We start from the raw sequence: 24,827 nt of genomic DNA on the forward strand, positions 1-24,827 counted from the left end.
AACGGGGTGTCACCAGCCTATCGATCGTCGCGCGCTCCTCGTCCGACCACCGCCTCCAGGAACGCCGCGACGGCCCGGACGGCGGCCAGGGTGCGCGCGGTCGGGACCAGGTCGAAGCCGTGCTGGGCGTGGGCGAGCTCCGCGTGCACCACCGGTGCGCGCGACACCGCCCGCAGCCGGGCGACGAACGCCCGGCTCTGCGCCGGCACCACGATCGCGTCGCCGGTGCCGTGCAGGACCATGAACGGCGGCGCGCCGGGGTGCACGCGGGCCGACGGCGACGCCGCCACGTACGGGTGGGCGTCCTGGTCGAGCGCGGTCGGCATCATCGTCTCGGCCAGCAGCTCGTCGAGGGTGCCGCTGCCGTCGTCGCTGGTCAGGTCGTAGATGCCGTAGAGGCACACGGCGGCGGCGACCGAGGTGTCGGCGTCGGCGAACCCGGGCTGCCACGCCCCCGGGGTGAGCGCCGCGAGCGCCGCGAGGTGGGCGCCGGACGAGCCCCCGGTGATCGCGATGCGGGCGGGGTCGCCGCCGTGGTCGGCGATGTGGGCGCGGGTCCAGGCCAGCGCCCGCTTGATGTCGACGATCTGCGCGGGCCAGCGCTCCGCGGGCCCGAGGCGGTAGTCGACGCTGACGCACACCCAGCCCCGCCCCACCATGTGCGCCATCAGGGGGTGGGCGTCGGCCGCCTTGCTGCCCGTCGACCAGGCGCCGCCGTGGATCTGCACGAGCACCGGGGCGCGGGAGTCGGGCGCGAGCAGCGGGTCGCGCCAGACGTCGAGGAGGTTCGCCACCGGGTCGGGGCCGTAGGGGATGTCGCGCGCGGTGGCATAGCGGCTGCGGCCGAGGATCGACCGGAGCACCCTCCCCCGATCCGGGAGCTCGACCGGTCCAAGCTCCGCGGACAGGGCCTCGGTGAGGTTCGCGGCGTCGGCCCGCGCCCCGCGGTCCAGGGCGAGGAGCACCCCGACCGCGCCGGCCGCGACGGCGAGCCCGACCCGGCCCGCCGGGTTGCCCGCCGCCCCGCGGCGCAGGGCGACGCCGGCGCCCACGCCCACCAGCAGCGCGGTGGCGCGCGGGGTCTCCGTGGCCGTCGAGGACAGCAGGCTGCCCACCACCGCCGCGGGCCAGCGGCGCGTCAGCGGGCGCAGCCCGGACCCGGCGACGAGCGCGGCCACGGTGCCGACCAGCAGCGAGGTCCGGGCCCCCGGCTCCGCGAGCTCGGAGCGCAGCCGTGCGGAGCACGCGCCGACGAGCGCACGCACCGGCCGGATCACGCGCTCATGGTGGACCCCCGGTCGGACGGCCGCCCGGCCGAGTCATCTGCGCCACGTCGCCCCGGGCGGCGGTCCTCGAATCCTGGCGTCTTCCCGCGATCCTGCGACACTGGGCGCCGTGAGCGACGGTGTGTGCCCGGTGACGGACGCATCGCGACGGCATCCGTGGGCCGACGTGCCCTCGGCGGCGGGCGCGCGCCTGCGCCCGGTGGTCCTGGGCGCCGGCGACGAGATCATCGCGGCGGTGCGCGCCGAGGTGGCGGAGTACGCGCTGTCCATGGACGGCGAGTTCGGGCGCCGCATCCGGCTCGGGGTCTCGGTCGCGCTCGACCAGTTCCTCGACCTGCTGGGCACCGACGACGCGCTGCCCGACACCACCGTCTACTTCGAGCTGGGCCGCGTCGAGCACCGCCACGGGCGCACGATGGACGCCCTGCAGAGCGCCTATCGCATCGGCTCGCGGGTGCTGTGGCGGCGCATCGCGTCCACGAGCGACGGCAGCCACACCGCCGGCGGGAACGGCGCCGACGCGCCCGACGACCTGGGGCTCGGCGCGGACGCCATCTTCCGGCTCGCCGAGGCCCTGTTCGCCTACATCGAGCAGCTCGCCGCGGCGTCGGTCTCGGGCTACGCGTACGAGCAGTCGCTGGCGGCCGGGTCGCGCCAGGCGCGCCAGCACGCCCTGGTGGAGCGCCTCTGCCGGACCCCGCCGCCCGAGCAGCCCGAGCTCGACGCGCTCGCCCGCGAGGCCGGGTGGACGCCGCCGAAGTCGGTGGGCGCGCTCGTCATCGCCGAGGAGTCCCTGGCCGTCGCGTGCCGGCGCCTGCCGCCCGAGGTCGCCGCGTCCGTCGTCGACGGCGTCGGCGTCGTGTTCGTGCCGGACCCCGACGGGCCGGGGCGGCTCGACGCCCTCGCCGACGCCGTGCGCAGCACGCCCGCGGTCCTCGGCCCGACCGTGACGCCCGACCAGATCCCGCGCACCGTCACCCGGGCCCGTGCGGCGTGGGCGCTGCAGCTCGACGGCCACCTGCCCGGCGACGGCCTGCTGCGTGCCGACGACCACCTGCTCGCGCTGCTCCTGCACGCCGACGTCACCCTCACCGCCGACCTCGTCGCCCAGCGGCTCGAGCCCCTGCGGCGCATGACGTCGGCGGCGCGCGACAGGGCCGTCACCACCCTGACCGCCTGGCTCGACGCGCACGGCGACGTCGCCGAGGCGGCCACCCGCCTGCACGTGCACCCGCAGACCGTGCGCTACCGGCTCGCGCGCCTCAAGGAGGCGTTCGCGGGTGTCCTCGACGACCCGGTGGGACGCCTGGAGGTCGCCCTGGCGCTGCGCGCCGGAGGCCCGGGCCTCGCAGCAGAAGGCTGAGACCCGGGCCGACTGAGCGTCGTCAGGCCGCGGCGGCCGGGGCGGCGGCGTCGAGGGACTCGGCGCGCCGGCGACCGAACGGCAGGGCCCGCAGGCGCTGCTTCGCGGTGCGCTTGTGCCCGCCGGGGAACGACAGGCGGGCGATCTTGCCCAGCACGCCGCCGTACTGCTTCCACATCGGGCCCGAGTGGTACGGCAGCCCGTAGCGGCGGCACAGGTCGCGGACCTGCGGCGCGATGGTGCGGTACCGGTTCGAGGGCATGTCCGGGAACAGATGGTGCTCGATCTGGTGCGAGAGGTTCCCGGTCATGATGTGCAGGAGCTTCGAGCCCTCGATGTTCGCCGAGCCCAGCATCTGGCGGACGTACCACTCGGCCTGCGACTCGTTCTCCAGGCGCTCCTCGTCGAAGGTCTCCACCTCGACCGGGAAGTGCCCGCAGAAGATCACGGCGTGCGACCACACGTTGCGGATCATGTTGGCCAGCACCCCGCCGACCAGCGCCGGGACGAACGACGGGCCCGACAGCGCCGGGAAGACCACGAAGTCCTTGAGCGCCTGCTTGCCGGCCTTGCGGCCCATCTTCCTGAGCTCGGGGAGCTTGTCCTTCCAGGTCTTCTCACCGCGCTGGATCTCGTCCAGCTCGAGGTCGAAGGCCGCGATGCCCCACTCGAAGATCATCGCCAGACCGGCGTTGGTGAAGGTCTGGAACAGGTAGATCGGGTGCCACTCCTGCTCCGGGTCGACCCGGAGCACGTTGTAGCCGATGTCCCGGTCCTTGCCGTGCACGTTGGTGTACGTGTGGTGCAGGTAGTTGTGGGTCTGCTGCCAGCTCTTGGCCGTCGAGACGTGGTCCCACTCCCACGTCGTCGAGTTGATCTCCGGGTCGCGCATCCAGTCCCACTGGCCGTGCAGGACGTTGTGCCCGATCTCCATGTTCTCGAGGATCTTGGCGAGCGCGAGCGAGGCGGTGCCGGCCAGGAACGCCGGCGGGAACATCGCGCCGAGCAGCAGGATGCGACCGGCGGCTTCGAAGCCGCGCTGGCTGCGGATGACGCGGCGGATGTAGCGCGCGTCCTTGTCACCCAGCGTGCTCATCACGCTGTCGCGCAGGGCCTCGAGCTCGGCACCGAGGCGTTCGATGTCCTCGACGCTCAGGTGCTCGGTCGACGGCGTGATGTGCGCGGTGCTCGCGCCCGGGCGGCCGGGCCCGGTCGGCGTCTTGGCCGCGTTGATGCGGGTGACGTGCTCGGGAATCGTCTCGAGGGCGGTCACATGGCCTCCTGAGGAGTCCGGGGGAGCGTGTCGAGCAGCCCGGCGGGCCCTCGGCTGATCACACTCCCGACGGTAAGGACCGCCTTGCTCCCCGCTCTACGCGCGCAGCGAGGACTCCGCGGGAAAACCTGTTGCATGACCTCAAATCCGGGCGAACGGGCCCCGGGGTTCAGCAGCGGGACACCAGGGTGACCAGTTCGTCCGCCGATGTCGGGTGCCGCGGGGCGTTCCGGCTCACCGGGTCGGCCAGCGCCGTCGCCGCCAGCTCCGCGTACAGCTCGGGCCCGGCGTGCAGGTCGGCGACGCTCACCCGCGTCCCGACGGCCTCGAGCGCCCCGCCCAGCGCGTCCGGCAGCGCCGCGGCGGACGGTAGCCCGGCCGCCTCGGCGGCGCGCCCCCATCCGGCCGGATCGGCGTCGAGCGACCAGCCCACGACCTCGGGCAGGACGGCGGCGAGCGCCAGCCCGTGGATCGCGCCGGTGTGCAGGCTCAGCGCGTGCGCGAGCCCGTGCACCAGCCCGAGACCACTGCGCGTGAGCGCCTGGCCCGCGAGGTGGGCGGCGACGAGCATCTCGGCCCGTGCCCGCGGATCGCTCCCGTCGGCGACCGCGACCGGCAGCCACGTCCACGCCCGGCGCACGGCCTCGGCGGCGAACGCCTCCGACATGGGGTCGCGGCCCCGCGAGGCCAGCGACTCGAGCCCGTGGACCAGCGCGTCGACCCCCGTCGCGGCCGTGGCCCCCGCCGGCAGCCCGTAGGTGAGCTCGGGGTCGAGCACCGCCACGCGCGGCACCACGCTGGCGTCACCGCAGTAGACCTTCTGCCGGGTCCCACTGTGTTCCGGAGCGTCCTCCAGGACGCCGAACCCGTTGGTCTCCGCACCGGTGCCCGCGGTGGTCGGGACGGCCACCACCGGCAGGCCCGCCGCGGGCGTCGCGCCGCTGCCGTCGGCGCGGGCGCCCGGGCTGGGTGCGAGCAGCGCGATGCCCTTGGCCGCGTCGAGGCTCGACCCGCCGCCGAGGGCCAGCACGGCGTCGAGACCCAGGGCCCGCGCGTGCTCGGCGCCCTGCTCGACGACCTCCACCGAGGGGTTGCCGCGCACGGCGTCGAACACCTCGACGGCGACCCCGGCGGCCGCCACCGGCGCCGTCACCGCGTCGACGACCCCCGCGGCCCGCAGGCCCGCGTCGGTCACCACGAGCACCCGCCGGGCTCCCTGGGCGGCGAGGTGGCCGGGAATTCGGGCCACCGCGCCGGGCCCGAAGTCGACGACCGGCCCGGAGCCGGACAGGAACGCGGTGCCGGCGGCGACGCCGGCGCAGGGCGAGGTGGTCAGGGGCCCGGTCACGGATCTCCTCTGATCGGTTCGGGTGGTCAGGCGAGCACGGCGCCCAGGCCGGGCGCGTCGGGCACCACGAGCATGCCGTCGGCGTCGGGACGCAGGGGCTCGGCGAGCAGGAAGTCGCGACGTTCGGGGGTCCAGCCGCCGGCCGGGTCGTCGGGGAACTCCAGGTACGGCCCCGCGCCGACACCGGCCGCGACGTGCAGGTTCGCGAGCAGGCCGAGCCCGTTGGTCCACGTGTGCGGGGTGAAGCGGCGGTGCCGCGCGCGGGCCGCCTCGGCGAGCTGGCGCGCGCGGGTCATGCCCAGGGCCAGCACGACGTCGGCCTGGTAGACGTCGAGCGCGTCGGCCTCGAGCAGCGCGAGGGTCTGCGGCAGCGAGTCGAGCATCTCCCCCGCGGCGATCCGCAGGCCGGGGTTGTCGGCGCGCAGCAGGCGGTGGCCGTCGGCGTCGGCGTAGGGCAGCGGCTCCTCGACCCACGCGACGTCGTACTCGGCGAGCCGGCGCACGACACGGCGGACGTCGGCGAGCTCGAGGGGCTCGGTGACGTCGCCGGCCATCCGCCAGGCCTGGTTGAGGTCGACCATGATGTCGAGCCGGTCCCCGACGGCCTCGCGGACCGCGGCCACGGCGGCGACGCCCTGGCGCAGGCGCCGGGGGTGTGCCCGGATCTTGACGGCGCGGATGCCCTGCTCGACGAGCCGGTGCGCGTCCTCCGCCCGGCGGCCCGGCGCCTGCTCCGAGCACCACGACGCGTACACCGGCAGGCGGTCGGTGACGCCGCCGAACAGCGTCGCGACGGGCAGCCCGGCGACCTGGCCGACGATGTCCCAGATCGCGGCCTCGAGCGGCCAGAAGCGCCCGGCGTGGAAGCCGACGGACTCGATGCGGCGGACCTGGACCTCGGTAGCGAGCGGGTCGGTGCCGAGGAACAGGTCGCGGTGCTCGTGGAAGCCGGCCATCGTGTCGCCGGAGCCGACGCCCGCGACGCCCTCGTCGGTCTCGACGCGGACGATCGTGGCGGCGAACCGGGTGCGGGGCTCGGGGTCCCAGGCGGCGTAGCAGGGCGGGTCGAGCACGGTCTCGCGGTGCTCGAGGCGGATGTCGGTGATCTTCACGAGGCTCTGATCTTCGCGAGGGCGTTCTTCACGGCGTTCTCCGGACGGGCGACGTCAGTGAAGAATCCGCCGGCCGGATCGGCAACAATCCGTGCGGTGAGCGCAAATGACCTGGCAGAGACGCTGCTGCTCGCCGTCCACGCGGCCGCGGTGTGGTTCTGCACGGGCCTGGTCTGGGTGATCCAGCTGCTGGTCTACCCGGGGTTCGCGCACATGGAGCGCGCCGGCTGGGTCGCGGTCCACCGTCGTCACACCCGCCTCATGGGCCGGCTGATCGTCGCACCGTGGCTGGTGCAGGGGCTGACGTGCGCGGTGCTGCTGGTCTGGCAGCCGCCGGGCGTCCCGGTCGTGCTGGCGCTGGCGGCCGGGGTCTGCGGGGCCGCGACGGTCGCGGTCACCGTGGCGATCTCCGTGCCGTGCCACGAGCGGCTCGCCGAGGGCTTCGACGCGGACGTCCTCGCGCGCCTGACCAGGACCAACTGGTGGCGCACGGCGGCGTGGACCCTCGGCGGGGCCGTCGCACTGGCGATGATCGGGCTCGCGGGATGACGCGCCCCCGGTCGGCCGGGCTGCGCCGCGACGTCGACCTCCTGGCCGTGCTCGCCGACCCGGAGGCCCGCGCGGCCGGGCTGGGGGTGAGCAGGCTCGCCGCGATCACGGGCCGCGCGCCGAGCCAGGTGTCCCGGGCGCTCGCGGCCCTGGAGGACGAGGGGCTCGTCGAGCGCGACGACCGCTCCCGGCGCTACGCCCTGGGCTGGCGGCTCTACGCGCTCGCCGCCGGGACCGCGGAGGCCCGGCTCGTGCGCTCGGCCGGGCCGGCGCTCGTCGCGCTCGCGGCCCGGACCGGCGAGAACGCCCACCTGTGCCGTCTGCACGGGCCCCGGGTGGCGACGCTGCTGACCGCCGAGGCGGGCGGGGGCGCGCCGCGGGCGCGGTTCGACGTCGACGACGTGCCCGCGGCGACCACGTCGACCGGGCGGGTGCTGCTCTCCGAGCGCGACGGGGCGGCGGCCCGGGCGGTGGGCGCCGATCCGGAGGTGCTCGCGGCCGTCCGGGAGGCGGGCCACGCGGTGGTGGACGGCGAGTTCGACCCGGCGCTCGCCGGCGCCGCGGCCCCCGTCCGCGGGTTCCACGGCGGCATCGTCGCGGCGCTCACGGTCTCGGGGCCGGCGGCGCGCCTGCGCCCCCACCTGGCCGCGCACGCCGCGGCGACCGCGGCCGCCGCCTCGGACCTGTCGGTCACCCTGGGCTCACGTGAGTGATCTTCTGAGTCATCACTCAGAAGATCACTCACGTACGGGGCAGGAACCAAACGCCGAGGCCGACCAGCGCGACCACGCCGCCGAGCAGGCAGACGCCGAGCCAGCCGCCCGCGGGGTAGATCACGGCCACCGCGGCCGAGGCCAGCGTGCCGCCCAGGAACGCGGACACCATGTAGGCGGTCGTGATGCGGCTGCGGGCCTCCGGGGCCAGCGCGTAGATCACGCTCTGGTGACTGATCTGCAGCGCCTGCTGGGCGAGGTCGAGGACGACGACGCCGACGATCAGCGCCACCACCGACACCCCGCCGAGCCCGAGCAGCGACCAGCTCGCGGCCAGCGCGACGAGCCCGAGCGTCACCACGAGCCGCTGGTGGCCACGGTCGGCGAGCTTCCCGGCCAGCGGCGCCATCAACGCCCCGGCCAGGCCCGCGAGGCCGAACAGGCCCACCACCGCCGGGCCGAAGCCGTACGGCGGGCCCGAGAGCAGGAAGTCGATCGAGGTCCACAGGATCGTGAAGCACCCCATGCCGACCGCGCCGAGCGCCATGCGCCGCCGCAGCTCCGGCTCGCGGCGCACGAGCCCGAGCACCGTGCGCAGCAGGCGCGGGTAGGTCGCGGTCTCGGTGGGCGGCACGACCGGCAGCCCGAGGCGCACGACCACCGCGAGCAGCACCATCAGGCCCGCCGCGGCCCCGAACACCCAGCGCCAGCCGCCGAACTCCGCGACGAACCCGGCGACGGTCCGGGCGCCGAGGATGCCGATGAGCAGCCCGCTCATGACGGTGCCGACGACCTGCCCGCGCTCGTGGTTGCCCGCCAGCGACGCCGCGAGCGGCACGGCGATCTGGGCCACCGCGGACGTCACGCCGACCAGGGCGATCGCGGCGGCGAGCAGCCCGAACCCGGGGGCGGCCGCCGCGAGCGCGAGCACCACCGCACAGGCGGCGAGGAGCACGGTGACGAGCCGGCGGCGCTCCAGCAGGTCCCCGAGCGGGACGAGCAGGGCCAGCGCGGCGGCGTAGCCGACCTGCGAGGCGGTGACCAGCAGACCGGCCGTGCCGTCGCCGACCCCGAACGCCGCGCCGATCGTGTGCAGCAGCGGCTGCGCGTAGTAGATGTTCGCGACGGCGGCGCCGCACAGCACGGCGAGCAGCAGGGTGCGGGCGCGCCCGATGGTCTGCTGCTGGGCCGTCGTCCCGGTGTCGGCGCTCACCGGACGACCGTTCCCGCGCCACGGGGTCCGCGACGCGTGTCGAGACGGATCCCACGCTCTGGAGGACGGGCGCGCGCGTCACACGCGCGTGCGCCGCCGGTGCGGGAGGCCGGCGCGGGCGGGGTCCGGGTCGCCGAGGGCGTCCGGCACGGTCACCGTCGCCGGCCCGACCCGCAGCGTCCCGGTCGACAGGGCCGCGCAGCGCACCCCGGCGCGCCCGCGCAGGGCGGCGTGGGCACCGGGCGCGAGGACCAGGTCCATCCAGGCGCACGGCGCGGCCGGGCGCCCGCCGCCGAGGAGCACGGGGCCGTCCCCGGAGTCGATCGCGAACTCCCGGCCCCGCAGCGCCTCCACCTCGAGCCCGCGCGTGAGGATCGTGCGCCGGGCCGCGGCCGGGTCGAAGGGGGGCACGCCGAGCTCCGCGGCCACGGCCTCCAGGGCCTCGATCGCGAGGACGGTGACGGCGGCGTGGCGGTGGGCGCGGTGCCCGGCGTAGCGGTCGCCGACCACCCCGTGGCCCGCACGGACCTCGATGTGGTCCGGCGAGCTCGTCGCCACCGGCCGCGGGCCGTCCGCCGGGCGCCCCTCGTAGGCGTGCGCGGACGAGACGACGAAACCGACGATCTCGATGGGGAGCACTCCGTCCACGGTAGGTGGGGTGGCCGACCCGTGTCCCGAGGACACGGGTCGGACGCTCGACGAGACTGGCCCCCGTGCGACTCGGCGTCTCCGGAGCGGTCGTCGACGGCGCCTGGTGCCCCGGCGACGTCGAGGTCGCCGACGGCCGGGTCGCCGCCGTCGGCCTCCCGGCGGCGCGGGGCGGGCGGATCGCGGTCCCCGGACTGGTGGACCTGCTCTGCCACGGCTACGCGGGGGTCGACCTCGCGAGCGCGGCCGTCGAGGAGGTCGCGACGGTCCGGGCGGCCGCCGCCCGCGACGGCACCACGGCCCTGTGCCCCGCGCTGCTCACCGACGACGCCGACCGGACCGCCGCCGCGCTGGCGCGCCTCGACCACGCACGCACCGACGACGCCCCCGGCGCCCGCCTGCTCGGCGCCCACCTCGAGGGCCCGTTCCTCTCCCCCGCGCGGATCGGGACCCACCCGCCCGAGCACCGCCGCGACCCCGACCCGGTGCTGCTCGCCCGCCTGCTCGACGCGGGCCGGGTCGACGTCGTCACCCTGGCCCCCGAGCTCCCCGGCGCAGGGGAGCTGATCGACCTGCTGCGGGCGCACGGAGTCCTCGTGTCCGCCGGGCACAGCGACGCCGACGCCCCGGCCGCGCACGCCGCGGTCGACCGCGGGGTCCGGGCCGTCACGCACCTGTACAACGCCATGAGCGGGCTCGCGCACCGCGCGCCGGGCCTCGCGGCGGTCGCGCTCACGCGCCCCGAGGTCGCGCCGACCCTCATCGGCGACGGCCACCACGTCGCCCCCGAGATGCTGCGCCTCGCCGCGGCCGCCGCACGCGGGCGCTGGGCGCTCGTCACCGACGCCACCGCCGCCACGGGCATGCCCGACGGCCCCTTCCGGCTCGCCGGGGTCCCGGTGACGCTCACCGACGGGACGGTGCGCAACGCGGCGGGCGGGCTGGCCGGCGCCGCCGCCCCCCTGGTCCGCGGCGTGCGCACCGCCGTCGCGGCCGGCGTCGACCTCGTCGAGGCCGTGGGTGCCGCGACCACGGTGCCCGCGCGCCTGCTCGGGCGATCCGACGTGGGGTGCCTCACGCGGGGTGGCGCCGCGGATCTGGTCCTCCTGGACGAGACACTGAGCGTCACCCGGGTGTTCCTGCAGGGCCGCGAGATGGACGAGGAACCCACGGGCGAGTGAGCTCTGATGTCACTCGGAACACCCGATTTCTCACGATGGTGTAACGAAATCCCGCCTGTGTACGGTATGTCCCGCAGGCGGCCCACCGATCGGGTGAAGGCCGTCCGAGGAACCGACCGGCGACACGAGCGAGGTGACGTGGCGAGCAGCCAGGCTGTGCGCACCGGGCGAGCGGACGGATCTCCGTCGCGCACGCCGGCACCCACCGGCACCCGCCACCGCCCGGCCCGTCGCTCGAGCGACCCGGACGCGCCGACGATCCAGCTGCGCACCACGGTCGCCGCGCCCGCCGCGGTCAAGCCCCCGCCGGCGCGCGCGCAGGCCCCGGCGAAGACCCCGGCGAAGCCCCGCACCCGGCGCTCGCAGACCACCACGGTCGCGGTCCTCGTGCCGGCGCACAACGAGGAGGAGGGCATCGCGGCGACCGTCGAGGGCCTGCTCTCCCAGGACGTCCCCGAGTGGCTCGAGATCTCCGGGATCGTCGTCGTCGCCAACAACTGCACCGACCGCACCGCCGAGATCGCGCGCCGCTACCCGGTCACCGTCCTCGAGATGCCGGACAACCCGGACAAGAAGGCCGGCGCGCTGAACCACGGCTGGCGGGTCGCGGCCCAGGACGCCGAGCTCGTGCTGACGATGGACGCGGACACCGTCCTGCTGGACGACACCGTCGCGGCGATGGCGGCCGAGCTGCGCGGCAACGTCGTCCTCGGCGCCGTGTGCGCCCGGTACTGGGCGACCCCGGGCAAGGGCCTGGCGTGGCGGATGCAGCGCCTCGAGTACGCCCGCTACGACGACCTGCGCGATCTGCGGGGCTGGCGGGTCTCGGTGGCCAGCGGCGCCGCGGCGATGTACCGCAGCGCGGCGCTGGCGGCGGTGGCGAAGGCCCGTGCGGCGGGCGAGCCCTGGGACGGCTCGTCGCTGATCGAGGACTACGCGCTGACCCTGGAGCTCAAGGCGCTCGGGTGGCGCGTCGCCGCCGCGCGGAACGCCCACGTCTACACGACGCCGCCGGACACGTTCCGCGCGCTGTGGACCCAGCGCCTGCGGTGGGGCCGCGGCGGGATGGACGAGTGCCTCAAGCGCGGCTGGTCGACCGCGACGCGCAAGGACATCTTCGCGTACGGGCTGTTCGGGTTCAGCGTGTTCTTCCGCCTGCTGTTCGTGACCATGCTCGCGCTGATGATCATCTACGCGGTGCCGTTCCGGTACGCGCTGATCGGGCTCATCCCGCTCGCCGTCATGTGGCTGGAGCGGATGACCTCGATGTGGCGGCTGCCGGGCCGGTCGTTCACCGACGTCGCGCTCGTCGCGATCGTGCTGGTGGAGGACGTCTACGGGTTCTTCCTGGAGTGGTGCGCGGTGGTGGCGGCCTGGCGCTGCCTCAACGCGCGGCGCCAGGCGTGGTGAGCGGAATCGATCAGGGCTCGGAAGGGGACGGACGCGGGGATGTACGGCGAGCACTCGATGTACCTCACGAGCGGTGTCGGCGGTGGGACCACCGGACTGGCGCTGGCCGCGGCCACCGGGATCAACGTGATGGCCGCCGTCCTGCTGGGCGTGACCGTGATCTTCACGGCGATGCTGCTCGTGCGGATCGTGCGCCGCGGCGTCCGACACCTGCGCTGAGCGCGTGTCCTTCGACGACCGGCGTCGCAACGTCCGTTCGCTGCTCTTCTTCGTCGTCGCCCTGGCGGGCACGGCCGTGGTGTCGTTCATCGGCTCCTTCGCCGGCGCCGCGGACCGCGGCGAGCTCGCCCTCGGGCCGCGCTACACCCCGACGGCCGCGGACGCCGCGCTCCCGGCGGCGCCCGACCGGCGCCCGGGCCCCCGCGTCGCCCTGACCTTCGACGACGGCCCGTCGCCCCAGATCACGCCGTTCGTCCTCGACGTCCTCCAGGCGAAGCGGGTGCGGGCCACCTTCTTCGTGCAGGGCGAGAACGCCGAACGGCACCCGGAGCTGGTCCGGCGGATGCAGGCCGAGGGCCACGTCGTCGCCAACCACGCCTGGCAGCACGCCTGGTTCCCCGACCTGACGTCCGAGGAGGCCGAGTCCGAGATCCGACGCACCCACGAGCTGCTCACCGAGCTCACCGGTGTGCGGCCGACGCTGTTCCGGTACCCGTTCGGCCAGCCGTCCCCCGACGGGGACGCGGCGCTCGCCCGGCTCGGCATCGCGGGCGGGGTCCACTGGAAGTGGACCTCGAACCTGGAGGGCGACTTCCAGTGCCCGGGCGCCGACCGCATGGTCGACTTCGTGGTCACCGAGGCCGCCGACCAGGCGATGCTCCTGCTCCACGACGCCAACGACGTGATCACGTGCTCACCCGACCAGATCCAGTACCTGCCGCGCGCGATCGACCAGCTGCGCGCCCGTGGCTTCACGTTCGGGGTCGTCGCCCCGTCGCCGGTGCGCTCGGCACTGAACTCGGGCTCGCCCGCGGCGGTCGTGCCGTGATCCGCGTCCTCGTTCTCGTGCTCGCCGCCGGGCTCCTCGCGGCCGGCTGCGCCTCGGCGCCCGCCGACGAGCCGGCCCCCGGCACGAACGCGCCCCCGCTGCCCACCGCGTTCGCCGACCAGTTGCTCGCCGACGCCGTGCCCGACCCGCTGGCCGCGCTGGGTGACGACGTCCCCGCGGAGCTGTCCGGCGCGCGCGCCTGGACCAGCTCGATCCAGGCGCCGAACCGTCAGACCGACCGGGACGTCGGCGCCGCGGGCATTGCGCACGGGTTCCTCGCGCTGGCCGCGGCGACGCCGGACCCCGCCGCGCGCGAGCGCTGGCTGGCCGGGGCGCGCTCCGCCGGCGACTTCCTGCTCGGCGCCTCCCGCGGCGGCCGGGTCCCCGACTACGTCAACCCGAACGGCCCCGCCGACCGCGCCTACACCTCGTTCGACGACGGCGCGGCGGGCGTCGCGGAGATCCTCTGGCGGGTCGGCGAGGCCACCGGCGAGGAGCGCTACCGGCAGGGCGCCCGGGCCTCGCTGCAGTGGGTGCTCGACCGCGCCGAGGGCGTCGACGGGCTCCCCTGCCCGCAGCGGTGCCGCTGGTCGTGGGCCGACGTCGAGGGCGGCGGTGCGCCGTCGTACCGCCACGGGATGGGCGAGGGCCAGTCCGGGATCGTCTACGCGCTCTCGGTGATGGGCGAGCGCCTGCGCGACCCCGAGCTCACCGCGCACGCGGCGGGCGGCGCGGCGTACCTGTCGAGCCGTCTCGACGACGACGGCGGCCTGCCCGAGCGCGACGACGAGCCGCGGCGCAACACCGGCTTCCTCTCCGGCACCGCGGGCGCGGCCTTCGTGTTCCTGCGGATGTACCAGGCCACCGGCGACGAGCGCTGGCGCCGCGACGCCGAGTCCGCGCTGGGCTTCCTCGACCGGACCGCGCAGCCCGCGGGACGGGGGGTGACCTGGCCGATACTGCTCGGCGCGGGCCCGCAGGCCCTGGTCCCCGACAACCCGAACCGCGCGACCGGCATGGAGGAGGGCGCGGCCGGCATCGGGTGGGTGTCGCTGCAGGCGCACGCGATCCTCGGCGACGCCCGCCACCTCGAGCGGGCCCGCGCGGCCGGGCGCTGGCTCGTCGACGTCTCGCTGACCGAGCCGGTCGGCCGCGCGTGGGCCGAGTACGAGGGCAGCCCGATCGTCCACACCGCGACCAACAGCGGCGCGGCCGGCACGGGCTGGTTCCTCGACTCGCTGGGCCGCGTCACCGGCGACGACGAGTTCTCCGGCGCCGCCCGGGCGGCCCGCAACTGGCTGCTCGCGGTCGCGACGCCGGAGCACCGGTGGGGCGCCACCCGCCAGGCGGGGGCCTGGACCCTGCCCGGCGAGCCGTCATGGCACTGGGGATCGGCGGGCGTGATCGGCTTCCTGGCGCGCATGGCAGGCGGTCCCGTCGACAGCCCCGGCATGCAGGAGGTGCTGGTGCCGCTCGAGGGACCCGGAGCTTCCGGGAACCGGCCCGTCGATTCCGGGAATTAGTTCCCGATCGTCCTCCTCCGCCCCGTCACGGGCGGCGTTGACTCGATGTCACCCGGAGCAGTGTGCCGGGAGCCGGGGTCGAGATCGGGAGGTCCAGTGACCGTCGTCGACGTGCTGGTGCTCGCGGTGGTCGCCGTCGCCGCATTGCGCGGCTGGCGCCGCGGGGGCACGGGGCTCGTGCTGAAGGCCGCGGGCGCCGTGGCCGGCGTACTGCTGGCGGGCGCGCTGGCGCGCTGGCTCGTGCCGATGCTCGTGGCCGCGGACGACGGCGTGTCCCGCGGTGCGCTCGTGCTCGGCGCCGCGCTGGTCGGCGCGCTCATCGGCTGGGGGCTGGGCCGCCGGCTCGGCGACACCCTGGCCCGACGCACCGGTGGCGGCCTCCGACGTCCCGGCCTGCCCGACCGCGTGCTCGGCGTCGCCGCCCACGGCGCGCTGGCGCTCATGGTGCTCGTGCTGCTCACGGGCGTCGTCACGGCGTTCGGCCCGGCGGGGCTCGGCGACGCCGCGCGGGACAGCGCCGTGCTCGGCGCCGCCGCGGAGCGCCTGCCGAACCCGCTGCAGCTGCTGCCGGCCGAGGCGCCCACGCTGGCCGACGGGGGTGCGCGATGAGGATGCCCGCCTCCCTCCCCCGCCTCGTCGCCGGCGGCGCGGTCGCGCTGCTGCTGCTGACCTGGTTGGGCTCCGGCTCGTTCCTGCTGGCCCTGCTGGTCGTCGTCCTCGTCGGTGCGACCGCCGCGGGTGCGTGGCTGTTCGTGTCCTGGAGCGGGCGCACCGCGCGCGGCCAGGCGGGCGGCGCTTCGGGGACGGCCGCCGAGGTCGTCGCCGCGCTGCCCACCACCGACCTCGGGCCGGCCCCCGCCGGCGAGCGCGTCCGCCGGACCCTGCGCGGCATGCTCGGCCGGCCGTGGGTGCACGGCGACGGGCTGATCCGCGCGGCCGCACGCCGCCTCGCCTCCGAGGACGCGCTCGTGTGGACACCGCGGGGCCAGCGCGTCACGGCGCCGCACCTGTGGGTGGAGTTCCACCCCGACGACCTCGCCGACGTCGCCGCCCGCTGGCCGCTCGAGGTGCTCGCCGACGAGCTGCTCAGCGGCTACCTCGAGCACGCCCGCGGCAGCGAGGCGCGCCGGATGGCCGAGCGGACGTACCTGCACCTGCTCGCGGGCACCGACGTCCCCGTCGGCCGCGTGCTCGTCACCGCCGCGTTCTCGCGGCCGGCCGCGACGCCCGCGGCCACCACGTCGGCGACCGACCCGACCCCCTCGTCGGTGTCGGCGCCCTCCGCTCCGGCGGGTCCCCCCTCCCCGCCGGGGCTGCCCGGCCCGGCCGTGCCGGGGGCAGCCGGCCGGCCGGGTCCGGCGTTGCCCGCTCCGCCACAACCAGGACAGCCTCGGCCGGCCCCGGCGCGGGGGCCGGCGGGGGGTTCCCGGAACTCTGTCGGGGGGTTCCGGGGAGACGGAGCGCAGCGGAGCTCGACCATCTGGCGGGGAGCCGGTCGGGTGTGGCGCGGGCACGACGGCGCCACCGTCACCGCGCCGGTGGCGCCCACCGCGACCGCCCGCGGTGGCACGCAGGTCGCCGCCCGCCCCACCCTCGTCGAGCGGGTCGTCGCGACCGCCAGGTCGGCGAAGGAGAACGCCGGTCGGCCCGGCGTATCCTGGGGACGACCGGCGGACCCCCGCCGCCGCGGGGGCGAGTGAGGCCCGCCCGCTCTCCGGCCGACCGGGAGGTGGCGTGACGCGACCCGCTGCCCGCCCGCCCCGTTCCGGACCTCCCCAGGCGCCCGCACCCCGCCTGCCCGTCGGCGGCCTCGCCGTCCTCGACGTCCGCACCGAGCACACCCAGTCGGTGCCATGGGGCGAGCGGATCACCCTCGGGCGCGGCGACGCGACCGGCCGCACGGGGGTGGGCGGGTCGCGTCACGTGCCGGTCCCCGACGACCGGGTCTCGCGGCTGGCCGCCGAGATCGAGGTGCGCGACGACGCCTACCTGATCATCAACCGCCAGCGCCACGGCGCCCTGCTGACGCTGTTCGTGCCCGGCGTACCGGGGAAGGACCGCATCCGGGGCGGCAACGGCCTGCTCGTGCGCGACGACCGCTCCTCGCTGGGCCTGTGGTTCCCCGACGGCCAGGAGCTGACCCTGGCGCTGCTGCGCTTCGCGCCCTCCGCGGGCGCCGGGCCGTCCACCAGCGGCGGGCTGGCCGGCGGGCGCACGATCGACACGTCCCTGCCGACCGCGGAGACGTGGTGGTCGGTGCTGGTCGCCGCGTGCGGCCCCACCCTCATCGCGGCGGCGGCCGCGGGGCACGGGAGCTTTCCGCGTGACGTGCACGGCGACGCCGAGCAGATCGCCGACTGGCACCGCGCGGAGGGCCGGCCCGCCCCGAGCCCGAAGACCCAGAGCGAGGCCTTCCGGCACGCCCAGCGCTGGCTGCGCGGCGTGCGGCTCAACGACAAGACCCGGGGCTGGCGGATCGCGGTCGTCGAGCAGGTCATCCACCTGCGGCTGGTGACCCTCGACGACGTGCGCCTGCTGTTCCCGAGCCAGATGCCCCGGCGCTAACCGTCGGTGAGGTCCTCGTCGGGCAGCGGGCCGAGCGTCGCGAACGCCGCGAGGTAGGGCTCGACGTCGCCGCGGACGGTCCACGCGCGCAGCTGCGACGCGGAGCGCCGGGCCATCAGCGCGCGGGCGAGGTCGAAGTCCGACGCGCGGACCTCGACGGCCGCGTCGGCGGGCTCCCCGTCCGAGCACCACGACCACTGCTCCCCCACGAGCGCGATCGGCGGCAGACCCGGGTCGAGTCGCGGGGCGAAGCGGCCGACGAAGCGGTCGCGCAGCGCCGCCATCGCCGGGGTGTCGCGGCCCCCGGGCTCCTCGAGCGCGCCCCGCAGGTCCTGCTCGTGGATCGTCACGTCCCCGAGCGGGCGCGTGCCGTGCTCGGCCATCCAGGTGCGCAGCGGCTCCGCGACGACCTCCCACTCCGCGACGAGCGCCCCCACGTCACGCCCGCGGCGGGCGTCGACCTGCCGCGCGGTCCACTCCTCGTTGTGGTCGTCGGGCTCGTCGCCGGCGAGGACGTCGGCCCCCAGACCGACCATGTGCGAGAGCAGATCCCGCACCGTCCAGTCCGGGCAGGCGGGCACCGTCGTCTCCGCCCGGTCCGCCGACACGCCCGTGACCAGCGCGATCACTCGCTGTTGCGCACGACTCCACTCCGCGATCTCGTCCACGGAACGACCATCCCACCGTGCCCGGACGTTCGCTCACTGTACGAAGAACCGACCGCGCGCCCCGGTGAGCGCGTCACACGACCGTTTGTCAGTCTCGTGACCGCCGGTAATGCGTTGTGCGTCACCGAGTTGTGTCACAGTAGGCGAATGTCACGCGAGGGGGACGCGACGAACTCGGAGGGTGGCCCGGCCACTCCAGCAGTCATACGCCAAGCGCCCGGATATCTGGCCCGCCGCCTGCACCAGGCCTACATCGCCGCCTGGGCCCGTCGAGTGGACCCGGTGCTGACCGGTCCGCAATACGCCGTTCTGGTGACGGTGGATGCCCACCCGAGACTCGACCAGGGCTCGCTCGCCCACACGGTCGCGCTCGATCGCTCGACGATGGCCGACGTCTGCCGCCGTCTCGAGGACCGCGGGCTCATCGAACGCACCCAGGCCCCGGCCGACGGCCGCCGCAAGCTGCTCGGGCTCACCGACGAGGGCCGCGTCGCCCTCCAGCGCCTCCGCGACCGGGTGAGCGCGCTCGAGGACGAGCTCATGGCCGAGCACGCCAGCGGGCTCGGCGAGCTCCTCGAGCGCCTCGACGCCCTGTCCCGCCGCTGGGAGACCGTCGCGACGGGGTCGGCGAGCTAGCCCTCCCGCTCCCGCCGGCTGCGCATGAGCATCAGCGCGACGCCCGTCACGAGCGTCGCGGCCAGGGCCAGCGTGAAGATCGTCCACGGCAGCAGCGCGCCGGTGGCGATCGCGAACGCGCCGAAGTACAGGGTGACCAGCGCGTAGAGCACGACCTGCAGGCGGCACAGGAACCGGTTGCGGTCGGTGTCGCGCGGCGGCCAACTGAAGCCCGGCATGGCGGCACCGTAGCCGGTGCCGCCGTGCCGTCGGTGCGCGGCCGTCCTCACGCCAGGGCGGGCTCGGGACTTGCCTGCGCCGGGGCATTCTCGGCGGCCTCGCCGGTTGTCTCGCCGGATGCCGCGGTGACCGGGACGTGGCGGAAGGCGACGGTGGCGACCACCGCGAGCGCGGCGAAGACGACGGCGCCGACCGTGGCGGCCACGCCGAGCCCCGCGGTGAACGCCGACTCGACCGCACCCGCCAGCGCGGGCGCCGGACCGGCCGCGGCGACCTCGGTGATGCCGGCGCGCGCCGCGTCCGCGAGCGGGGCCGGCGTGCCGGCCGGGATCACCAGCGTGTCCCGGTAGACGGCCGTCGCCAGGCTCCCGAGCGTCGCGACACCGAGCGCGATGCCCAGCTCGCCGCTGGTCTCCGAGAGCGCGCCCGCCGAGCCCGCCTTCTCCTCGGGCACCGAGCCGACGAGCAGGTCGGTGCCGAGCGCGGTGGGCAGCGCGATGCCGACCGAGGCGAGCAGGAAGCCCGCGAGCAGGACGACCGTGCCGCCGCCGGCCCCGGCGCCGAGCAGGCCGACCACCGCGAGGCCCACCCCGCCGACGACGAGGCCGGCCGCCGTCACGCGGGCCGGGCGGATCGTGCGGGCGAGGCGCGGGGCGAGCAGGGAGGCCGCCACCATCGCGGCCTGCAGGGGCGCGAGCACCAGGCCGACCGTGAGCACCGACAGGCCGGCGACGAGCTGCAGGTAGAGCGTCAGCAGCAGGAACGTGCCGGCCATGACGACGCCGCCGCCCAGGTTGATGCCCAGCGCGCCGGCCGGGGCGCGGTGGCGGAACAGTCGCAGGTCGAGCAGCGGGTCGTCGAGACGCAGCTGGCGGCGCACGAACAGCGCGCCGAGCCCGATCCCGACGGCCAGCGCCACGAGGGCACCGGGCTCGGGTCCCGACGCCGCCAGCGACTTGAGCCCGTGCACCACCGGCAGCACCGCGCCCAGCGAGAGCGCGACGCTGGCGAGGTCGAGGCGCCCGGCGGACGCGTCACGCGACTCGGGCAGCAGGATCGGGCCGACCACCAGCAGCAGCACCATCACCGGCACACCCATGAGGAAGGCCGCGCCCCACCAGAACGCCTCGAGCAGCGCCCCGCCGACCAGGGGGCCGACCGTCATCCCGCCCATGAAGCAGCTCATCCAGATCGAGATGGCGGTGCCGCGGGCCCGGGGGTCGGGGAACATCGTGCGGATCAGGCCGAGCGTCGAGGGCATCAGCGTCGCGCCGGCGACGCCGAGCAGCGCGCGCGTCGCGATCAGCATCGCCGGCCCGGTCGAGAACGCCGCCGCCACCGACGCGACCCCGAACGCCGCACCCCCGATGAGCAGGAGCCGGCGGCGGCCGATGCGGTCGCCCAGCGTGCCCATCGTGACGAGGAAGCCGGCGATCATGAAGCCGTAGACGTCCATCGCCCAGAGCTGCGCGGTCGGCCCGAGGCCGAGGTCCGCGGACAGGGCGGGGAGCGCCAGGTACAGCACGCTCATGTCGAGCGAGAGCAGCAGCGTCGGCAGCGCCAGGACGGCGAGCCCGATCCACGCGCGGCGTCCGGTGGTCGCGGGGGAAGTCATGGAGGCACGCTAGCAGCGGTAAGTCCTAGAAAACAACTTATCGATTCTGTATTCGTACTTCATCTGCTCGGTACGGTCGTCGCTGTGTCCCCCGCGCCCCCCGCGCCCGCCGTCGACCACCTCATCGTCGCCGCCCAGGACCTCGCGCAGGGCGTCCCGGCCCTCGAGGCGCAGCTCGGGGTCCGGCTCGCGGCCGGCGGCCGGCACGCCGCGTTCGGCACCCACAACGCCCTGCTGGCGCTCGGTGGCAGCACCTACCTCGAGCTGATCGCCGTCGACCCCGAGGCGCCGCCGCCCGACCGGCCGCGATGGTTCGGGCTCGACACCGCCGCCGTCCGGGCACGCCTCGTCGACGGCCCGCGGCTGCTGCACTGGGTGGCACGTCCGACGGTGCTGCCGCCGGGTCCCGACGACCACGGCGAGCGCCTCCGGCTGTCGCGCGACGCGCTGTTGTGGACGGTGACCGTGCCGGCGGACGGGTCGCTGCCCGGCGACGGCGGCGGGCTCGTGCCCTCGCTGATCGCCTGGGACTCCCCCGGCGCGCACCCCACCGACGGGCTCGAGGACGTCGGCGTCCGACTGGAACGCCTCGTCCTGGCGACACCGGACGCCCCCGCCCTGCGCCGGCGGCTCGCGGCGCTGGGGCTCTCGGGGAGCGTGACGGTGGCCGACGGTCCGCCGACCCTACGGGCCGAGCTCCGGACCCCGGCCGGGTCCGTCGTGCTCGGGTGAGCGTCAGCGCTCGGGCGGGAACAGCTCGGACGCCGCGGCGTCGATGCGCGCGCCGTCGACCTTCGCCCCGTCGGTGGACGCGCGGCGGGCCCGGCGCCGGTTGACCTCCCCGACGAGCCACCGCGCGACGTCGACCAGCTTGAGGTTCGTGCTCTGGGACGACTCGACCAGCATCTGGAACGCCTCGGTCTCGTCGACGACGAAGCGCTCCATGAGGATGCCCTTGGCCTGGCCGATGACGTCGCGACTGTCGACCGCCCGGCCGAGGTGGACGGCCTGCTCGCTGCCGTGCAGGAGCATGGCGGCCTGCACCCCGAAGAGCCCGGCGGTCAGGCGCGCCTCGAGGTCGAAGACGTCGGGCTCGGCGGCGTAGAGGTTGAGCGACGCCCGCATCGGGCCCGCCGTCGCGAGCTGGGCGGACAGCATCGACCGGTAGCCCGCCGCGACCGCCGCCGGCGCGAACCGGGGCCACCGCTCGCCGTCGGGCCCGCCGAGGTCCCCGGCGAGGACGACCCCGTCCTCGGTCGGGCTCTCCATCGCGGTGATGCTCGGCCCCTCGTGCAGCTCGCCCTGCAGCCGGTCGAGCTCGGAGATGCCGCGGCTCGTGGGGTTGCGGGTGTCGACGATCCCGTCCTCGCTCACCGAGATGCCCCCGGCCGTCGCGCCGGGCACCGTCTCGACGGCGGCGGCGACGATCTCCGAGAGCGTCTGCTGGAGATCTCGGATGCTTCGTCGTTCGAGCAGGGTCTGGGCTGCCTTGCGCAGAGCGACGACGAGCTGCTCGGCCTTGCCCGGGTGCACGCGTTCTCCCACCTTCACGGTCGCTACGAGACTCGGGGCAGCACGGGAGAGGCCGTCCAGCAGGTCCTCCGAGCGCACGACCGTCCACTCCCACCCCGGACATGGGTGCGAGCGGTCACGCACATCGGACGGACCTGGCGAGCGCACGGCGACGGGCCGGCGCCCCGATCCACGAAGCGGCCGTCTGTTCGACCGCGGCCCGGGAATACTAATCAGAGCCGCGTGCGTCGGCGCCGCGGGACACGACGTCGGCCGCGGTGACCGCCGTACGGGTGGCGACGGCGCCTAGGTGGGGGCGCGGGGGCGTCCTCCGGGGCGGGGTCGTCGGTCGGTGTCGATGTACCAGGGTGGGGTGAACCACGCCCGGCCGTTGATCATCTCGATGGTCCAGTGGCCGTGGTGGACGAGCTGGTGGTGGTAGCGGCAGAGCAGGCACATGTTGTCCAGGGCCGTGTCGCCGTCGGGGTACCAGTGGCGGACGTGGTGGGCCTGGCAGCGGCGGGGTCGGCGGTCGCAGCCGGGGAAGGCGCAGCCGCCGTCGCGGTGGTTGAGGGCGCGGCGGATGGCGTCGGGGGCGGTGCGTTGCCGTCTTCCGACGTCGAGGGGTTCGGACTTGCTACCGAGGATCATGGGGATGATCTCGGCGTCGCAGGCCCAGCGGCGGATGGTGGCGGCGTCGACGTGGTGTCCGGAGTCCAGCGTCCCGTAGCCCCCCTTGCCGGCCAGGGCTTCGCAGAGCCAGCGGTGGTCGATGGTGACGGTGAGCAGGACCCGCCCGGGCCGCTCGGTCCAGCCCCGGCCTGCCGGTGAGGGAGTGTCGGGCTCGGGGCGGCGTGGTTCGGGGATCAACGCCAGCGGCGCCTGGCCCTCGCCCGGCTCGTCGGCGTCCGCGGCCGGCTCCTCGGCGGGCTCGGCGCCCGGTTCGTGGGCGGCCGGTTCGTCGGTGTCGGTGTCGGTGCGCGCGGGGTCGGTGGTGTCGTTCTCCCCGCGGCGGGTGTCGGTGGCGATGCCGTGGGGGCCGCGGGCGTCGTCGATGAGGTCTTTGAGGGCGTCGGCCTGGCGTCGGGCCAGGGATCGTTGGTCCTCGCTGCCCGCGCGGGCCGAGAGCACCCCGACCACCTCGACCATCTTCTCGGCCTCGAGCGGATCCCCGAACCGGCCCTTGAACACCAGCGACCCGTCTTTGCGGCGCAGCATGTGCATCTCGTCGCCGGCGTCCTCCCCGTCAGAAGGTGCTGCCCCGTCGGGGTCGTAGAAGTCCACGAACGCTTTCGCGAGCCGGCGCAGCATCTTCGGCGGCAGCAGCTGCGCCTTGTCCGCCAGCGTCTGCTCGACCCCGGCGAGCTCGTCGGGCGGCGGCGGGGTCATCAGCCCGGCCAGGTGGCGCACCGTGTCCCGCACGATCCGCACGTGCGCCGGGTCCACCAACCCGGCGGCGAGCGCGTCCGCGGTGGCCGGCAGCCGGGCGGGCAGCACCTCGCCCGACAGCGAGGTCCGCGCGCACAGGTCGCCGGCCTCGTCCACCAGCCGCTTCGCCTCGGGATGATCCACGTTGTCGAGATCGGCGACCAGGTTCGGCAGACTGCGATACCCCGTGGAACTGACCGCGCCGAGCTCGTCGAGCGCGGCGATGTCCTGCAACCGCTGGTAGTAGCCGCGCCGCTGAGCGATCACGTGGGCGCGGGCACGGTCGAACACCTCCCGCTCCGCCGCGCCCATCGATTCGCTCATGTGTTCGATAGTACCTCATGGCGGCGACATCAGCGACACTCGCGTCGTCAACGGATGAGCTCGCCGAGGCATCGCAGCAACCCCGCGACCAGCACCTTCCACAGCTCAGAAGCCCGATGATCATGCGGGGCGCGCCGCTCGCGCAGCGCAGGCAGGGGTACCGTCCACGCCGTGCCGTCGTTCGCCGACGCCCGGGCGCTCGCGGAGACGGTGCTCGCCGAGCACTTCCCCGACCGCTGGCGCCACGTGCAGTCGGTCGCCCGCGAGGCGCTGCGGATCTCGGCGCTGCCCGAGGTCGACCGCGACGACTTGATCCAGGCGGCGGTGCTGCACGACATCGGCTACTCGCCCGTCGTCGCGCGGACGCGGTTCCACCCGCTGGACGGGGCGCGGTTCCTCGCCGCACGCGGCTACGAGGACCGCGTCGTCGACCTCGTCGCACACCACTCGGGCGCCGCGATCGAGGCCGAGCTGAGGGGCATCGGCGGCCTCGAGCGCTTCCGCGACGAGGCGAGCCCGACCCGCGACGCCCTCTGGTACTGCGACGCCGTGACCGGACCGCAGGGCGGGCGGGTCACCCCGGACGAGCGGTGGGCCGAGATCCGCCGGCGCTACGGCCCCGACCACGTCGTCACGGCCTTCCTCGACCGTGGCGAACCGGAGCTCCGGGCCGCCGTCGCCCGCACGACGGCCCGGATCGAGGCCGCCGGCCTCGATCAGAGGGGCCTCGGTCAGACCGGCACCGAGTCGTAGCGCGCGGAGATCGCCGCGCGGATCTCAGGGTCGCGGAGGCTGTCGAACCCCAGGTCCCCCAGCTCGAAGAACATGTCCTCGTGTCCTCCGGGCACCATGAGGCACAGGCACCGCCCCCCGCCCGGGCCCGCCGCCAGCACGTGCGGGGTCTGCCGTGGGACGAGGACGTAGGAGTTCGGGCCGGCGGTCACCTCGTCGTCGCCGACCCGGAAGGTGAACTCCCCGTCGAGCACGAAGAACGACTCCTCCATGCCACGGTGGACGTGCGGAACGCTCCACGGACCTTCGTCCCCGGTGAATTCCGCGAGCGTGAAGGCCCGTCCGGTGACCGCATCACCCGCCGCGAGCACACGCATCCGGATGATCCCGAGATCGACGAGACGGCCGTCAGCGGGACCGACGGTGTGGGCGTGTCCGGGGAGGATCATGGTCGTCACCTT

General features: G+C 75.6%; 26 protein-coding genes. 14 read left to right on the forward strand and 12 right to left on the reverse strand.

Annotated features, from left to right (window positions below; genetic code table 11):
- Nucleotides 1-17: 17 nt before the first annotated feature.
- Complete coding sequence (locus tag WCD58_RS02880) at nucleotides 18-1,277, reverse strand: alpha/beta hydrolase fold domain-containing protein (RefSeq protein WP_337699286.1); 1,260 nt, start codon at nucleotides 1,275-1,277, stop codon at nucleotides 18-20.
- A gap of 139 nt (nucleotides 1,278-1,416) precedes the next feature.
- Here WCD58_RS02880 and WCD58_RS02885 point away from each other — a divergent pair, with 139 nt between their 5' ends.
- Nucleotides 1,417-2,649, forward strand: coding sequence for a helix-turn-helix domain-containing protein (locus WCD58_RS02885; RefSeq protein ID WP_337699288.1), 1,233 nt, complete (start codon nucleotides 1,417-1,419; stop codon nucleotides 2,647-2,649).
- Nucleotides 2,650-2,671: 22 nt separating this feature from the next.
- Here the strand turns inward: WCD58_RS02885 and WCD58_RS02890 are convergent, their stop codons facing one another.
- The 3 genes from WCD58_RS02890 to WCD58_RS02900 all read right to left on the reverse strand — a co-directional run bounded on the left by WCD58_RS02890 (nucleotide 2,672) and on the right by WCD58_RS02900 (nucleotide 6,382).
- Nucleotides 2,672-3,826 carry a fatty acid desaturase family protein gene (locus WCD58_RS02890; RefSeq protein ID WP_373696188.1) on the reverse strand — a complete coding sequence of 385 codons (1,155 nt, stop codon included), beginning with the start codon at nucleotides 3,824-3,826 and terminating at the stop codon, nucleotides 2,672-2,674.
- A 265-nt stretch (nucleotides 3,827-4,091) separates the two neighbouring features.
- Nucleotides 4,092-5,270: an iron-containing alcohol dehydrogenase family protein gene (locus tag WCD58_RS02895; protein ID WP_337699293.1), complete on the reverse strand. Its 1,179-nt coding sequence runs from the start codon at nucleotides 5,268-5,270 to the stop codon at nucleotides 4,092-4,094.
- 26 nt (nucleotides 5,271-5,296) lie between these two features.
- Complete coding sequence (locus WCD58_RS02900) at nucleotides 5,297-6,382, reverse strand: mandelate racemase/muconate lactonizing enzyme family protein (protein WP_337699296.1); 1,086 nt, start codon at nucleotides 6,380-6,382, stop codon at nucleotides 5,297-5,299.
- A gap of 96 nt (nucleotides 6,383-6,478) precedes the next feature.
- On the opposite strand from WCD58_RS02900, the gene WCD58_RS02905 reads away from it, so the two are divergent.
- Together WCD58_RS02905 and WCD58_RS02910 are read left to right on the forward strand one after the other, a co-directional pair.
- On the forward strand, nucleotides 6,479-6,931 hold the full coding sequence (locus WCD58_RS02905) for a hypothetical protein (RefSeq protein WP_337699298.1): 453 nt from the start codon (nucleotides 6,479-6,481) through the stop codon (nucleotides 6,929-6,931).
- A complete protein-coding gene (locus WCD58_RS02910; RefSeq protein ID WP_337699299.1) occupies nucleotides 6,928-7,644 on the forward strand; it encodes an IclR family transcriptional regulator in 717 nt (238 codons plus the stop codon). The genes WCD58_RS02905 and WCD58_RS02910 overlap by 4 nt, the downstream gene beginning before the upstream one ends.
- 28 nt (nucleotides 7,645-7,672) lie before the next feature.
- On the opposite strand, the gene WCD58_RS02915 is transcribed toward WCD58_RS02910, so the two are convergent.
- Together WCD58_RS02915 and WCD58_RS02920 are read right to left on the reverse strand one after the other, a co-directional pair.
- Nucleotides 7,673-8,857 (reverse strand): MFS transporter, encoded by a 1,185-nt coding sequence (locus WCD58_RS02915; RefSeq protein ID WP_337699302.1) that lies wholly within the window; start codon nucleotides 8,855-8,857, stop codon nucleotides 7,673-7,675.
- Between the two features lie 78 nt (nucleotides 8,858-8,935).
- A complete protein-coding gene (locus WCD58_RS02920) occupies nucleotides 8,936-9,496 on the reverse strand; it encodes an MOSC domain-containing protein (protein WP_337699304.1) in 561 nt (186 codons plus the stop codon).
- 74 nt (nucleotides 9,497-9,570) lie between these two features.
- Between WCD58_RS02920 and WCD58_RS02925 the strand changes: the two genes are divergently transcribed.
- From WCD58_RS02925 to WCD58_RS02960, 8 genes are all read left to right on the forward strand, one after another.
- A complete protein-coding gene (locus WCD58_RS02925) occupies nucleotides 9,571-10,686 on the forward strand; it encodes an N-acetylglucosamine-6-phosphate deacetylase (RefSeq protein ID WP_337699306.1) in 1,116 nt (371 codons plus the stop codon).
- Nucleotides 10,687-10,824: 138 nt separating this feature from the next.
- Entirely contained in the window at nucleotides 10,825-12,096 is a 1,272-nt protein-coding gene (locus WCD58_RS02930; protein WP_337699308.1) for a glycosyltransferase family 2 protein, read from the forward strand.
- A 39-nt stretch (nucleotides 12,097-12,135) separates the two neighbouring features.
- Nucleotides 12,136-12,315 (forward strand): hypothetical protein, encoded by a 180-nt coding sequence (locus WCD58_RS02935; RefSeq protein ID WP_337699311.1) that lies wholly within the window; start codon nucleotides 12,136-12,138, stop codon nucleotides 12,313-12,315.
- Nucleotides 12,316-12,319: 4 nt separating this feature from the next.
- Entirely contained in the window at nucleotides 12,320-13,144 is an 825-nt protein-coding gene (locus WCD58_RS02940) for a polysaccharide deacetylase family protein (RefSeq protein WP_337699313.1), read from the forward strand.
- Nucleotides 13,141-14,667 (forward strand): lanthionine synthetase LanC family protein, encoded by a 1,527-nt coding sequence (locus tag WCD58_RS02945; protein WP_337699316.1) that lies wholly within the window; start codon nucleotides 13,141-13,143, stop codon nucleotides 14,665-14,667. The genes WCD58_RS02940 and WCD58_RS02945 overlap by 4 nt, the downstream gene beginning before the upstream one ends.
- A 96-nt stretch (nucleotides 14,668-14,763) precedes the next feature.
- Nucleotides 14,764-15,276, forward strand: coding sequence for a CvpA family protein (locus tag WCD58_RS02950; RefSeq protein WP_337699318.1), 513 nt, complete (start codon nucleotides 14,764-14,766; stop codon nucleotides 15,274-15,276).
- Between the two features lie 2 nt (nucleotides 15,277-15,278).
- Complete coding sequence (locus WCD58_RS02955; protein WP_337699320.1) at nucleotides 15,279-16,367, forward strand: hypothetical protein; 1,089 nt, start codon at nucleotides 15,279-15,281, stop codon at nucleotides 16,365-16,367.
- A gap of 34 nt (nucleotides 16,368-16,401) precedes the next feature.
- Nucleotides 16,402-17,232, forward strand: a complete 831-nt coding sequence (locus WCD58_RS02960; protein WP_337699322.1) for a hypothetical protein — start codon at nucleotides 16,402-16,404, stop codon at nucleotides 17,230-17,232.
- On the opposite strand, the gene WCD58_RS02965 is transcribed toward WCD58_RS02960, so the two are convergent.
- The gene (locus WCD58_RS02965) at nucleotides 17,229-17,900 is read right to left on the reverse strand and encodes a maleylpyruvate isomerase N-terminal domain-containing protein (protein WP_337699324.1); all 672 of its coding nucleotides are present in this window, start codon (nucleotides 17,898-17,900) and stop codon (nucleotides 17,229-17,231) included. The genes WCD58_RS02960 and WCD58_RS02965 overlap by 4 nt on opposite strands.
- Before the next feature lie 312 nt (nucleotides 17,901-18,212).
- Between WCD58_RS02965 and WCD58_RS02970 the strand changes: the two genes are divergently transcribed.
- A complete protein-coding gene (locus WCD58_RS02970; protein ID WP_373696176.1) occupies nucleotides 18,213-18,536 on the forward strand; it encodes a MarR family transcriptional regulator in 324 nt (107 codons plus the stop codon).
- Here WCD58_RS02970 and WCD58_RS02975 read toward each other — a convergent pair.
- Both WCD58_RS02975 and WCD58_RS02980 read right to left on the reverse strand, forming a co-directional pair.
- A complete protein-coding gene (locus WCD58_RS02975; RefSeq protein ID WP_337699327.1) occupies nucleotides 18,533-18,754 on the reverse strand; it encodes a hypothetical protein in 222 nt (73 codons plus the stop codon). The two genes, WCD58_RS02970 and WCD58_RS02975, sit on opposite strands and share 4 nt — an antisense overlap.
- A gap of 47 nt (nucleotides 18,755-18,801) precedes the next feature.
- Nucleotides 18,802-20,370 (reverse strand): MFS transporter, encoded by a 1,569-nt coding sequence (locus tag WCD58_RS02980; RefSeq protein WP_337699329.1) that lies wholly within the window; start codon nucleotides 20,368-20,370, stop codon nucleotides 18,802-18,804.
- Nucleotides 20,371-20,454: 84 nt separating this feature from the next.
- Between WCD58_RS02980 and WCD58_RS02985 the strand changes: the two genes are divergently transcribed.
- Complete coding sequence (locus WCD58_RS02985; RefSeq protein ID WP_337699331.1) at nucleotides 20,455-21,102, forward strand: VOC family protein; 648 nt, start codon at nucleotides 20,455-20,457, stop codon at nucleotides 21,100-21,102.
- A gap of 3 nt (nucleotides 21,103-21,105) precedes the next feature.
- On the opposite strand, the gene WCD58_RS02990 is transcribed toward WCD58_RS02985, so the two are convergent.
- Nucleotides 21,106-21,921, reverse strand: coding sequence for a GAF and ANTAR domain-containing protein (locus WCD58_RS02990; protein WP_337699333.1), 816 nt, complete (start codon nucleotides 21,919-21,921; stop codon nucleotides 21,106-21,108).
- A 267-nt stretch (nucleotides 21,922-22,188) separates the two neighbouring features.
- The gene (locus WCD58_RS02995; RefSeq protein ID WP_337699335.1) at nucleotides 22,189-23,634 is read right to left on the reverse strand and encodes an HNH endonuclease signature motif containing protein; all 1,446 of its coding nucleotides are present in this window, start codon (nucleotides 23,632-23,634) and stop codon (nucleotides 22,189-22,191) included.
- A 171-nt stretch (nucleotides 23,635-23,805) separates the two neighbouring features.
- On the opposite strand from WCD58_RS02995, the gene WCD58_RS03000 reads away from it, so the two are divergent.
- A complete protein-coding gene (locus tag WCD58_RS03000) occupies nucleotides 23,806-24,387 on the forward strand; it encodes an HD domain-containing protein (RefSeq protein WP_337699337.1) in 582 nt (193 codons plus the stop codon).
- Here the strand turns inward: WCD58_RS03000 and WCD58_RS03005 are convergent.
- Complete coding sequence (locus WCD58_RS03005; RefSeq protein WP_337699339.1) at nucleotides 24,366-24,815, reverse strand: cupin domain-containing protein; 450 nt, start codon at nucleotides 24,813-24,815, stop codon at nucleotides 24,366-24,368. The two genes, WCD58_RS03000 and WCD58_RS03005, sit on opposite strands and share 22 nt — an antisense overlap.
- Nucleotides 24,816-24,827 lie beyond the last annotated feature (12 nt).

Source organism: Actinomycetospora flava (assembly GCF_037400335.1).
Classification (GTDB): domain Bacteria; phylum Actinomycetota; class Actinomycetes; order Mycobacteriales; family Pseudonocardiaceae; genus Actinomycetospora; species Actinomycetospora flava.